Here is a 12,499-nt window from a genome sequence, read left to right as displayed (position 1 = left end):
AAGTATAGAAGCCTCTTGCTCAGGGCGGTGTGAGCTGCATTGGAATGGGGTGGCCTGCGCCTTGCCTGCGCCTTCCAACTGACCCAATCAGTCCACGCCCATCAATAACGCCAGGCCCCGCGACGCTGTTTCGCGCAGACTGAAGTTCGCATACGGGGTCAGCTCGGTGCGCTCCGGATTGACCTCGATCACCTGGCCGCCCGCCTGACGCGTCTCGAACGCCAGGCCTGCTGCCGGATACACCAGACTGCTGGTCCCAATAATCAGGGCCACCTCGGCCTCCGCAAAAGCCTGCCCAGCGGCGTTCAGGGCGTCCTCAGGCAGAAATTCTCCGAACCACACGATATGTGGGCGCATCCGGTGCCCAGCAGATGAGCGGGGCGGCAACGTCAGCTCGGCGGGGCTGGGGAGCGGGCACACTTCACCGGTCACTTCATCGCGGGCCAGGCCGAGATTGCCATGCAGCTCCACCAAGGTCCCGCCCTGGCTCCCGCTGCCCGCGCGGGCATGCAGCCCATCCACATTCTGAGTTGCCAGAAAAAACCCTGCGCCCTTTTGCCGTTCCAGCTCGGCCAGCAGATGATGACCTGCATTGGGCTGAGCCGCCAGCACGTCGCGGTAGCGCCCGGCGTACCACGCCCAGACCAACTCCGGGTCAGCGGCGTACGCCTGGGGGCTGGCGAGGTCTTCGGGACGAAAGCGGGCCCAGTGGCCGGTCTGGGCGTCGCGGAAAGTGGGGATACCGCTCTCGGCGCTTATGCCCGCGCCGGTCAGCACAGCCACGCGGTGGGCGGTTTGCAGGGCAGTGCGGGCAGCAGCAAGGTCCATACGTCCAGGGTAGGGCATCTGGCGGAGGTCCAAGTGACGCTGCCCTCACAGCAGTGAGGCAGCCAGGCTCAGGGCTGCAAGTCCAATTTCCTTCATGGATTTGTGATGCAGTGATGGTAATCTGGGGCCGTTTAACAGCCACAGGAGGCGTACAACATGAAGGTAACCCCATCTCTAACTCTGGCCCTGGCCCTCGGTGCCTCATCGTGGGGCACCGCTACCGCACAGACCCTGATTGACACGTCTGCGGCCATAGGCATTTCCAATACGCTCAACAGTGTCGGCGGCCCCAGCCCCAGCGTGATTCCGCAGGTGAGCGAACGCCTGGACGCCATTCTCCAGCCATCTGCACAGGCGGCTGCAGCCATCGAAGCTCAGCCCTCCAGCCCAGCACCCTCTGCTCCTGCACTCCAGGGTTCTGCGACGCAGCCTTCTGTGGCCAATCAGGCGAGCGCAGCACAGGCCCCAGCGCTGACCCCTGAACAGAACAGCACTCTCCAGGCCGCTTATACCGCTCTGGAGCAGGGCAACGCCGCGCAGGCCCAGCAAGGCTTTGAGCAGATCATTTCTCAGAACTACCGCCACCCCGAAGCTCATTTCGGCCTCGCCCTGGCGCTGCTGGCCCAGGAGCAGACTGAAGCTGGCCGCTTTGAGCTGGGACAACTGACAGAGCTGGCCCCTGACCGCTACGAAGCCCCCTACAACCTGGGGGTACTGGCGGTGCAAGCTGGGCAATACCCCGAAGCCCTGACCCACTTTGGGAAGGCAGCCGAACTGGCCCGTACGTCGGTCAGCGAAGATGCGCGGCTGTACGTGCTGCAAGCACTGGCCTCCGAGCAAAGCCGCGCCCGCGACTACGCGGCACTGCGCCAAACCCTAGAAGAGATGCTGAGCCTGGCCCCTGGTGACGCCGAACTGACCCTGCGGCTCGCTCAGGTGCAGACCCTGACCGGCGAAGGAGCCGCGGCGCTTCCCGGCACCTACGACGCCCTGAGCCATGCCCGCACCCGGACCGACGCCGCTTTGCTGCTGTCCGACATCTATGCGGCTCAGGGCTTGCCGGAGCGCGGCCTGAGCGAGCTGGACAGTGCCCTTGCGGGCGTCACAGCGGCTCCTGAGCAGGCCCGGCTACTGCTGCGCCGCGCCCAACTGCTGAGCACCCTGGGTCAGCCCGCCGCCGCACTGACCGCCGCTGAACAGAGTGTGAAGCTGGACCGCAGCGATGCCACCGCTTTTGCCCTGCTCGGGGAATTGCGGCACCGTGCAGGCAATGCTCAGGGGGCGCTGCACGCCTACCGCGAGGCCGCGCTGCTGAAGCCAAACAATGCCGACTACCGAACCGAATTGGCGGTGCTGCGGCTGGGGCTGGGACGCTACGCCGATGCCCGCCGTGACGCCGGTATGGCCCTCAAGCTGGAAGCTTCACCTGTGACGCAGGCCCGCGCTGAGATGGTGCTGGGGTTGCTGGACTACCGCAGCGCCCGCTACGCCAGCGCCAGCACGGCCCTGCGCTCCAGTTCAGGCAAATTGCCGAGTGCTGAGACTTTGCTCTGGCTGGGGCTGAGCGAGTACAAGCAGAAGAACTACGCTGCCGCCGCCGAGGCCCTCAGCGAAAGCGTCCGCCTGGACCCCACCCCGCTGGCCCGCCGCAACCTGGGCTCAGCCCTGCTGGCCAGTGGCCGCACCGCCGAGGCCGAAGCCCTGCTGCTGGGCCTGGTCACCGAGACGCCCAGCGACGCTGAAGCCTGGTATCTGCTGGGCCTGACACGCCGCGCCGCTGGCAAGGCCACTGAAGCGCGTACTGCATTCAAATCGGCGGCTGCCCTGGGCAGCACCGCCGCGAGAGGAGCCCTGAAATGAGCCGACTGGAAGGCCGCAACCGTCTCCCCGATATCTTGATCGGCCTGGTGGTGCTGGCCCTGCTGATCGGATTCGCCGCCCTGCTGTTCGGGCAAAAGCGCACCACGACTGAGGTCAAGCAGACCACCCAAGTAGAGGCCCCGCCTGAGATTCCTGCTGCGCCCGGCACGCCTGCCACAACCTCAGAGGCCACGGCGACCCAGGCCGAGGACAGTGACGGTGAGGATGCGGACACAGCTTCCGCCACACCAACGGAGGAAGTCACGATTACGCCCGCACCAGCCGTTACAGCGCCCACCCCCGCCGATACAGACGGTGCCGATACAGACAGTGAAGGCGAAGAGGCCAGCTCTACCCCCACCACTCCCGACACAACTCCAACGGCAGTAACGCCAGACACCACACCCCCTGAAAGTGGAGCAGCTGCCCCCGCCGCAGTCACCCCACGGGCAGGCGGTGCCGTACCGGCCAGCGCAGACCGGGTGCCGACCCGAAGCGACTACCGCATCAGCCTGGGGGGCTTTAGCTCCACGGCCAACGCCGTGAACCGGACAGCCAATGTGGCGGCCCTCGGCTACACGGTGTACTCAATTGACTTGGGTGATCAGGTGGTGGCGCAAGTAGGCCCTTTTGCCGACTCTGCCGCAGCCCAGCGCGCCCTGGCCGATATTCAGCGGGTCTATCCAGGAGCGTCGCTGTTCGCTCCACGGGCCGGCGCCACTGCTCCCGCGCCTGCTGCTCCTCGCCCCGCAGCCCCGGCTCCGGCGTCCTCGCGGGCCCCGACATCGTCCGCGCCTGCTCCGGCCCGTTCGGCACCGGCACAGCAAGTTCCAGCCCAACAAGCCCCGGCACAGCAGGCGGCTCCCCGGCCAGCTCAACAAGCTCCAGCTCAGCAGACTCCGGCCCAGCGCACTCCCGCAGCTCCAGCACCAGCGCAGGCCACTCCTCAACCCGCGCAGCAGGCCGCTCCCAAACCTGCTCAGCCCGCACCGGCGCAGGCAGCGCCCAAGCCAGCTCCCTCGCCACCGGCAGCGCAAACTCCTGCCCCTGCTCCTAAGCCCCCCGCACAGGCCGCTTCCGGCCCGGTCTACTTGCAAGTGGGAGCCTTCGACGAGCCTGACCGGGCCCAGCAGCTCGTCAGCGACCTGCAAAGCCAGGGCTTCAGCCCCAGCGTCAATGCCCCCGAAGGTGAGCGCGTCCGTGTGATTATTGGTCCTTTTGCCGCCGACGAAGTCGCGCGCGCCGAAGCCCAATTGGACGCCAGCGGGTACGCCCATTTCCGCCTGCGCTAAGCGGCTTCCGTCTCCCTCCCCCGAAAGAAGGCCCCCACATCCATGACCATTCCCTCTGCCACGGTTAGCCGCCTGGTGACTTATTTGCGCATTTTGGAAGAGTTGGAACTGAACGAAGTCAAGCACACCAGCTCCGGCGACCTGGCCGAGCAGGCACAAGTCACGGCCTTTCAGGTCAGAAAAGACCTGACCTATGTTGGCCGTCACGGCACCCGGGGCAAGGGCTACACCGTGGCGGTGCTCAAGCGCGAAATTATCCGTGTACTGGGGCTCAATCAGCGCTGGAAAGTGGTCATCGTGGGGATGGGCCGCCTAGGCCACGCCATTGCCAACTTTCCAGTGGCCACCGAGTACCAGTTCGAGTACACCGGACTTTTCGATGTTGATCCCAAAGTGGTCGGCACAGCTGTAGGGGGCCTGCCTATCCGGCATATGTCGCAGCTGCCGCAGTTTGTCGCCGAGCATGGTGTAGACATGGCGTTCCTTACCGTTCCACCGGAACGTGCCCAAGCCGCCGCCGAAAAACTCGTCGAGGCCGGTATCTACAGCATCCTCAATTTCGCTCCCACCGTCTTAAGGCCACCCCAGCTTCAAGATGAAAAAGAAATTAGTAAGACACCAGAACGACATAATGTGACTGTAGAAAATGTCGATTTTCTGGCAGGTATGAAACGGCTGGCGTACTACACACGCAAACCTGACCGGCCAGAGGCGGAGGATATATGAAAAAAGCAGGAATAAGTCTGGCTTTGGTGGTGGGTCTAACGGCGTGTGGCCAGGGGGGGTCTTTTGGATCTCAGTCTGATGTGACTCCTGGAATAGGAAGCGTAGGTAAAATTACCCTAACGCAGATCTACAGTAAGACTACGGGCGCTTATACGGGCTACACTTCTACAATCACCCAACCTATTCTCAAATTCGCAGTTTCTCCTGGTAGCCTGGGTGTAACTGTGACCGACTACAGCGTCCAAGTGTTGGATAGTGCTGGAGCGAACTTTGGAGGCAACGACGGTCTCTATGTCCGTGATGGTTTAGCTTTCCGTATCCCTAGTGGCTACACTTGCCCTAACAGCACCAATGACCAATGCGCGGGAAAAGACAAAGTCCCCACTGCACGAGAAGTTGCATTCCCTGACAGTATGGCCTTTCTCAAAGATAGTGTCACCAGTGAGCTAAACAGCGTTTATTACACCACGGATGTATGCGAAAATCTGGCTATGGCCATTACTTTTCGTGGCTTTGACGATCTAAAGCGTCCTTGGATAAGTAAAGCTGTAACCCGCGCAGATGTTTCCACAACTTGCAATCGAGAGCTGGAGGACAAGTAATGAAAAGCCCTTTTCAGAATAAGTTGTTGGCTGCGGCTTTTACTTTGCCTCTTTTGCTCGCCAGCTGCACTGGTGGTCAGCCCCTGCCTGGTCAAGGATCAGGTAGCACTGGCAGTGTAGGCAATGGTGCACCCACTGTGGCCTTCACCAATCCTGCGAGTCTAACTGGCACTTCCGTGAATGTGCCCATCAGAGTTTCTGACGATAAGAAGGTCACCGCAGTAGAGTGGATTCTGGACCAGGGCAAGCCAGAAGAGCGGCGGGGCAGCATCAGTCAGGAAGACATCAAAGGCACCATTTCACTTAGACTGAGCGATCTTAGGGCGGGGCAGCATACGTTAGTCGTTACCGCCAGCGACGCTGAGGGAAAGCGCACTAGTGCTACGCACACCTTCAATGTAGACGCCGTCAAGCCGGTGATCAGCAGTGTCATGGTGAATGGAGCAGCCGTACAGCCAGGCAGCTCACTTATCCTGAATACAGATGTTCCTATGCAAGTTGGCGTAGTTGCCACTGACGACCATGGCGCAGCTCAGATTCAACTGTTCCAAGCCGATACCCTACTTGCCGAGGCAAAGGGAACCCTGAATACTCAGGTCACTCCTCCCGGAGCAGGCACTTACACCTACGAGATTCGGGTCACCGACCAGGTTGGCAACGTCACCTCACAGTCTCTGACCGTCACATATGCGGGTTTCTCCACTGAGCTTCCTGCCCCCAAGCCGGTCATCCGTATCAACAATCTGGATAATGCGCCCTACAGCGATATTCTCAGTGTAGCGGTGTCAGCTGGGCTGCCTGCAGGAGCCAATATTGACCGTGTTGTTCTCGAAGTGACCGATGCCCGTGGCATCGTGGACACTACCACCTACGTGGCAACCAATGAGAATCCCACTTTCAGTATTGACACCACCAAGTATCCTGATGGAAATCTGATCCTGAAAGCTGTGGCAGTCGATAGTGATGGTCGCCGTGGAGTTAGTGAGACTCTGACCACTACCGTTAAGAACAATATCGCCCCCACCTTGACCATCATCAGTCCTTCCGAAGGTGCCGTGGTACGCGGGCCTACGACCATCACCGTGCAGCTCAAGGAAGAGAATACCCCTGTCACGCTCTCAACCCAAGAAGTTGCCCTGCAAATCTATGATGAGCGCGGGCAATTGGTTACCACTCGCACAGTGCCACTGCGTCAATCCAGTCGGGGCCTCTGGCAGGCCACTACGACGATAGACTTCACCGATGCACAATTTATCGTGACCGATTACACCATTCGTGCTTCATTGGATGTCACTCTGACCGGGGAGAACTTCGCCCGCACTGTAGAAGACACAGTTAGTGTTACTAACAATGTCCGTTCTACTGAAGCGCCGGCATTGAACATTATTATGCCCGCGTTCTATGGCGAACTAGGCGTGAGCCGTCCCGTATTGAGCCGCAGAAGTGCTGTGGCTGTGCAGATCTCAGACAGTGATGCTATTGCAGCAGCGCTGCTGACCTTCACTTGTGACACTACAGTGGTTTCAGACTGTACAACCAAATCCAATTCCTCTTCGTACCAGTATCAGATTCCTGTGTCAACAGTGCCAGGAACCTTCCAGCGTCTGCTAAACGTCGGTTTTCTGATGGATGGCCAACCGCTGCTTCCCAATGGCGCTTATGTGATGCGCCTGACCGCCCGCGATGCGGCTGGCAATGAAAATACTCGTGAAATGCCTGTCACGGTAGATCGTGGAGCTGCCGAGATTGTGGGTCTTGACAGGGTCATCGTTAACACCTATGAAAGTGCCGAGAGCGAGCTTACACCCAGCGCCGCTGAATGGACTTTGATTGGCAATCGCATCAATCCAGTTCGTGTCATGCGGGTCATATCTTCAGGAGGCAGTGAAGCAGAACTCGGCTTTGTCAACTCGGCAGTCATTATGCCCAATGAACCCATTGACTTCGGACGTGGATTCTCAAGCACTGGAGTGTATACAGCCGGTTTCCTAGTCCAAGATTTAGTTACCGGCGCGGTTGAATATTTCCCACATAATGACTATGCCGTCTACGTCTCTAGGAAGAAAGAGCAGCCTACCCCTACTCCTTAAATAATAAATAACACAGATTCGCAGACTCGTACTTTTCTGATTAGGCCTGCTTCCTCTTACCTCAAATAACTCAGTATCCCCGATGCGATTTCCTCCACGCTTGAGCTGGTGGTATCCCGCACGGGGATATTCCATTTCTGGTATAGCCGCTCTGCCCGGTGAATCTCGTACTCGCACTGCTCCAGACTGGCGTAGCGGCTGCCCGCCTTGCGCTGCGTGCGAATCGCATGGAGCCGCTGCGGGTCAATGGTGAGCCCAAATAGCTTGCTGCGGTAGGGTTCCAGGGGGCGCGGCAGGGTTTCATATTCAAAGTCGTCTTCGGCTAGGGGATAATTGCTGGCCCGAATACCGTGTTGCAGAGCCAGAAACAGGCTGGTCGGGGTCTTCCCTGCCCGGGACACACCCACCAGAATCACATCGGCCAGACCGTACTGCTTGTCACCGACACCATCATCCGTCGCCAAGGCGAAGTCCAGGGCTTCCATGCGGCCCAGGTAGCCTTGCTGGTCGGCCATGTCATGAAAGCGGCCTGGCAGCCGGGTGGCCGGACGGCCCAGTTCTTCTTCCAGCTGCTGCACACTGCGGCTCAGCAGATCAAAATGCACCGCTGGGGCACGCTGCAACTCATTTAACACGTCAGGCACGGTGATAGTGGTGAACAGCAGTGGCCTCTGTTCGGAGGTGCCAGCCGCCAAATCATCGGCCAGGGCGCGGGCCTTGTCCACGCTATCGATGAAGGGGCGCAGGGAGTAGGCCAGGTTCTCCTCCGGGAAATGAGCCAGCAGGGCGCGGGCCATATTCTCGGCAGTGATCCCGGTATGGTCGGAAACGACAAGAACCTGACGTGGCTGTGACATGCGCCCAGAGTAGCGCGGCCAGATGGGCGCAGAAGGCGGCGGCCCAGAATCCTGAACCCCAGCACCAACCGTCTCAGCAATTTGGGCTAAACTGACAGCGAGTCAGCACACTCAAAATTCAGCAGGTGCACGGCAGGAATGGAGGTTTCGCCCACAGGCGAGCCCGTCATGTTCCCCTGTCTTCCGACCTCAAGGAGACGTTATGGAGATGATTCGCCCCTTTGAAACCCTGCGCATGACCGATGTGGAAACTGTCGGCGGCAAAAATGCCAGCATCGGTGAGATGATTCAGGGCCTGGCCGGCGCGGGGGTACGTGTTCCCGGCGGCTTTGCCACCACAGCGGACGCGTTCCGGCTGTTCCTGCGCGAGAACGACATAGAAACCCGGATCAATGAACGGCTGGCAGCGCTGGACGTCAATGACGTGACTGAACTGGCCCGCGCAGGCAAGGAAATCCGCCAGTGGGTCGAAAACGCCCAGTTGCCCCAGGCCCTCGAAACGGCGATTCGCGAGGCTTACGCTGGCCTGGGTGACGATGTGGACGTGGCCGTGCGCTCCTCCGCCACAGCCGAGGACCTGCCAGAAGCGTCTTTTGCCGGGCAACAGGAAACTTTCCTGAACGTGCGTGGCATTGACGCCGTGCTGCACCATGTCCGGCTGGTATTTGCCAGCCTGTACAACGACCGCGCCATCAGCTACCGCGTCCACCAGGGCTTTTCGCACTCGGAGGTGGCCCTGTCCGCCGGGGTGCAGCGCATGGTCCGCACCGACCTGGGTGTGAGCGGCGTGGCTTTTACGCTGGACACCGAGAGCGGCTTCCGTGACGCGGTCTTTGTGACCAGCTCCTACGGTCTGGGCGAGATGGTGGTGCAGGGCGCCGTGAACCCTGATGAATTCTTTGTGTACAAGCCTGCACTGGCCCAGGGCAAAAAAGCCGTATTGCGCCGCACCCGTGGCAGCAAGCAGAAAAAGATGATCTACGCGGAGCAGGGCGGCGTGCAGACGGTAGATGTGGACGCCGCCGAGCAAGCCGCTTTTTCGCTGAATGACACCGACTTGGAAGAACTGGCCCGTCAGTGCGTGACCATTGAGCAGCACTATGGCCGGCCAATGGACATCGAGTGGGGCAAGGATGGCCGCGACGGTCAGATCTATATCCTTCAGGCCCGGCCTGAGACGGTCCAGAGCCGCGCCGGACGGACCCTGGAGCGCTTCGAGATGAAGGGGCAAGGCGAAGTGCTGGTCGAAGGCCGCGCCGTGGGCAACCGCATCGGCGCAGGCGTGGTGCGTGTGGTTAGGGACGTATCGCAGATGGATGCGGTGCAGGACGGCGACGTGCTGGTGGCCGATATGACTGACCCCGACTGGGAACCGGTGATGAAGCGGGCCTCGGCCATCGTGACCAACCGGGGCGGGCGCACCTGCCATGCGGCCATCATTGCCCGTGAGCTGGGAATTCCGGCGGTGGTCGGCACGGGCACGGCCACCCGCGAGTTACAAGACGGCCAGGACGTGACGGTGTCCTGTGCTGAAGGCGACACCGGCTATGTGTACGCGGGCCAACTGGACTTCCAGCTGAACCGGGTGGAGCTGGATGCTATGCCCGAAGTCGGCATGAAGATCATGATGAATGTCGCCTCGCCCGACCGCGCCTTTAGCTTTGCGGCGCTCCCCAATGCAGGTGTGGGCCTGGCCCGGGTGGAGTTCGTGATTTCCAATGTGATTGGGATTCACCCCCGCGCCCTGCTGGATTACCCGAATGTACCCGCAGATGTCAAAGCTCAGATTGAGGAAAAGACGGCTGGATACGCGACCCCGCGTGACTTTTTCCGTGAGAAATTGGCCGAAGGGGTTGCCAGCATCGCAGCAGCCTTTGCGCCCAAGCCGGTCATCGTGCGCCTGAGCGACTTCAAGAGTAACGAGTACGCCCACTTGATCGGCGGCCCAGCGTATGAGCCGACTGAAGAGAACCCGATGATCGGCTTCCGGGGAGCTTCGCGCTACCGCAGCGCTGATTTTGCCGAAGCCTTCGCGCTGGAATGTCAGGCCATGAAAGAAGTCCGCGACGACATGGGCCTGACCAACGTGCAGCTGATGATTCCTTTCGTGCGCACCCTGAGTGAAGCTGAGCGCATTATTGAGATTCTGGGCGGGAACGGCCTCAGGCGCGGCGAAAACGACCTCAAGGTCATCATGATGTGCGAGGTGCCCAGCAACGCCATCTTGGCCGATCAATTCCTGGAGCACTTTGACGGCTTTTCCATCGGGTCCAACGACCTGACCCAGCTGACCCTGGCGCTGGACCGTGACTCTGGTCTGGTGGCCGACCTGTTCGACGAGCAGAATGAGGCTGTGCTGACACTGATGAGCATGGCGATTGCCGCCGCCAAGCGTCAGGGCAAGTACATAGGCATCTGCGGCCAGGGCCCCAGCGACCACCCCGCTCTGGCGCAGTGGCTGATGGAGCAGGGCATTGACTCGGTGAGCCTGAACCCTGACAGCGTGCTGAGTACGTGGCTGCACCTGGCAGGTCAGGAAGCGTAGACGGCTCCCAAGGAAGAAAGCCCCTGCACGCGCCCTGCACGCGCTGAGCAGGGGCTTTTTTAGGCCATCTGGCAGATGCGAGTACCACGGCAGACCCGCTAAGGTGCAGCCATGCAGATGGTCCAACGATGACAGCACTGATTGCCACGAAGCCGATATTTGGCGGCCCCATCACGCTGTCTGACCGGCGCACACAGCGCCGCTGGACAGTGGATGTGGCTCCTTTCCGCCTGGCACCGACACCGGTGACGCAGGCCGATTTCTGGGCCGTCACAGGGCGGCAGCCTAGCGCTCAGACCGGCAGCTTGCACCCCGTAGAGCAAGTCTCTTGGTGGGACGCCGCACTCTTTCGCAATGCCTTGTCAGAGCGTGAAGGGCTGACGCCCGTCTATCTGGCTGACCCGGAAACGGAGCAGGTGACCTGGCTCCGCGGCTCCACCGGCTACCGTCTGCCCACCGAAGCCGAGTAGGAACTGGCTTGCCGCGCTGGAACGACCAAACCTCGCTGCGGGCCACTGGATGACATCGCCTGGTACCGCCAAAATTCAGGCGGCTCCAGTCATGCCGTTGGGCAGAAAGCCGCCAACGCCTGGGGCCTGAGCGACATGCTTGGCAATGTCTGGGAGTGGTGCTGGGACATTTACGATGCCGAAGTGTATGGAAGCTACCGGGTGCTCCGCGGCGGCGGCTGGGCCGATGAACACTGGAGTTGCCGCGCTTCGGTGCGGCGCAGGAGCCACCCCACCTTCAAGATTGATGACGTAGGATTCCGCGTAGCACGCTCTGGACACTGACCCTTCCTGGGCCGCAGTCACTTTGGCGCGCGCTCTAGCTGCCCGACCAGGAGACGGAGTGCGTGACGCATGTAGTACTCCCACAGCAGCGAAACCACCAGCAGGAGGGACCAGCTCCATAAGCTCCTTGCCGAGAAGTCGTAGGTCCATACGATTTCCGTGCCTCCCTTTGCACCAGGGATAAACCACCATTTGCCCCGCGCTTCACGGGCCAGCACACTCAACATCCCTGACTGCGGTGTCACGGTATAAGCGAAGTGCTGCCCGGCATTGTAAGCAGTTAAGCGCTCCTGCGCATGACTGCCATCCGAGAGGAGGACAGTACGGGTCTGCCCCGCTGCATCCCAAGCCCCGGTCTGATCCCGTGTACCGACAACCGCAGGCAGCGGCCCCCAACCGGTAAAAATAGTGGACAACTCAACCGGTACGGTCTCTGCAAACGCCCGCTCCTGAGTTGCGACAGTCCACCCGAAAGCTGCCGTAGGAAGTGTGGGGATCTTCATATGGCAGAGCATAGAGCTTCCGTCAACTTAGAGCAGGTTGATGTTGGGATCTTCTCTGTAGACACTCAACCCCAGTCAATACACATTGGGAGAGCCCACAGAAGTCCACTCAGAGTGACGCGACCATTTTGTGGAGGGGACTCTCTTTTTGGAAGACATTCTGGTGGTCTGAGGTGGGGCTTGATTTCTCTCCTCTTGTGATTAGATCTCACACGGCAGTCGCGCTCATAAGTTTCAAGGTGGCGTCCATACGGCATGTTGGCGGCCCTAAATTTAAAATCCCTAGTTCCCCAGGGTAAGTCGTCTGTAAGGTCACAGGCACAATAGTGACGAAGCTAAGTAGCTTCCGGGTGTAGATTGCATCATATTGCAATTCCCCAGTTGGCTCCACCAACTGCCCTT

Annotated in this window: 10 protein-coding genes and 1 pseudogene; 7 read left to right on the top strand and 4 right to left on the bottom strand. The window is 60.5% G+C overall.

Translation table 11 applies throughout. The features are described 5' to 3' along the window. Nucleotides 1-87: 87 nt before the first annotated feature. Nucleotides 88-828 carry an SIR2 family NAD-dependent protein deacylase gene (locus IE158_RS09270; RefSeq protein WP_189643387.1) on the bottom strand — a complete coding sequence of 247 codons (741 nt, stop codon included), beginning with the start codon at nt 826-828 and terminating at the stop codon, nt 88-90. Between the two features lie 156 nt (nt 829-984). Here IE158_RS09270 and IE158_RS09265 point away from each other — a divergent pair, with 156 nt between their 5' ends. Genes IE158_RS09265 through IE158_RS09245 form a run of 5 tightly spaced genes read left to right on the top strand, consistent with a single transcriptional unit; the run spans nt 985 to nt 7,398 of the window. Continuing rightward, nucleotides 985-2,688, top strand: a complete 1,704-nt coding sequence (locus IE158_RS09265) for a tetratricopeptide repeat protein (RefSeq protein WP_189643386.1) — start codon at nt 985-987, stop codon at nt 2,686-2,688. Then, nucleotides 2,685-3,980: an SPOR domain-containing protein gene (locus IE158_RS09260; protein ID WP_189643385.1), complete on the top strand. Its 1,296-nt coding sequence runs from the start codon at nt 2,685-2,687 to the stop codon at nt 3,978-3,980. Before IE158_RS09265 ends, IE158_RS09260 begins: the two co-directional genes overlap by 4 nt. A gap of 42 nt (nt 3,981-4,022) precedes the next feature. Next, complete coding sequence (locus tag IE158_RS09255; RefSeq protein WP_189643384.1) at nt 4,023-4,706, top strand: redox-sensing transcriptional repressor Rex; 684 nt, start codon at nt 4,023-4,025, stop codon at nt 4,704-4,706. Next, a complete protein-coding gene (locus IE158_RS09250; RefSeq protein ID WP_189643383.1) occupies nt 4,703-5,308 on the top strand; it encodes a hypothetical protein in 606 nt (201 codons plus the stop codon). The genes IE158_RS09255 and IE158_RS09250 overlap by 4 nt, the downstream gene beginning before the upstream one ends. Next, nucleotides 5,308-7,398, top strand: coding sequence for an Ig-like domain-containing protein (locus IE158_RS09245; protein ID WP_189643382.1), 2,091 nt, complete (start codon nt 5,308-5,310; stop codon nt 7,396-7,398). Before IE158_RS09250 ends, IE158_RS09245 begins: the two co-directional genes overlap by 1 nt. A gap of 56 nt (nt 7,399-7,454) precedes the next feature. Here the strand turns inward: IE158_RS09245 and IE158_RS09240 are convergent, their stop codons facing one another. After that, nucleotides 7,455-8,255: a pyruvate, water dikinase regulatory protein gene (locus IE158_RS09240; protein ID WP_189643381.1), complete on the bottom strand. Its 801-nt coding sequence runs from the start codon at nt 8,253-8,255 to the stop codon at nt 7,455-7,457. A 202-nt stretch (nt 8,256-8,457) separates the two neighbouring features. Here IE158_RS09240 and ppsA point away from each other — a divergent pair, with 202 nt between their 5' ends. After that, a complete protein-coding gene (gene ppsA, locus IE158_RS09235; RefSeq protein ID WP_189643380.1) occupies nt 8,458-10,800 on the top strand; it encodes a pyruvate, water dikinase in 2,343 nt (780 codons plus the stop codon). Between the two features lie 128 nt (nt 10,801-10,928). Further along, a pseudogene (locus tag IE158_RS09230) lies at nt 10,929-11,594 on the top strand (formylglycine-generating enzyme family protein). 17 nt (nt 11,595-11,611) lie between these two features. On the opposite strand, the gene IE158_RS09225 reads toward IE158_RS09230, so the two are convergent. Continuing rightward, nucleotides 11,612-12,097: an SRPBCC family protein gene (locus IE158_RS09225; protein ID WP_189643379.1), complete on the bottom strand. Its 486-nt coding sequence runs from the start codon at nt 12,095-12,097 to the stop codon at nt 11,612-11,614. Between the two features lie 208 nt (nt 12,098-12,305). Beyond that, on the bottom strand, nt 12,306-12,499 hold a 194-nt coding region (locus tag IE158_RS13595; RefSeq protein WP_229839031.1), incomplete at its 5' end, for a hypothetical protein.

This window comes from Deinococcus piscis (assembly GCF_014653275.1).
GTDB lineage: Bacteria > Deinococcota > Deinococci > Deinococcales > Deinococcaceae > Deinococcus > Deinococcus piscis.
Note: the sequence above shows the minus strand (reverse complement) of the source record. Positions and strands in the feature narration are given on the sequence as shown.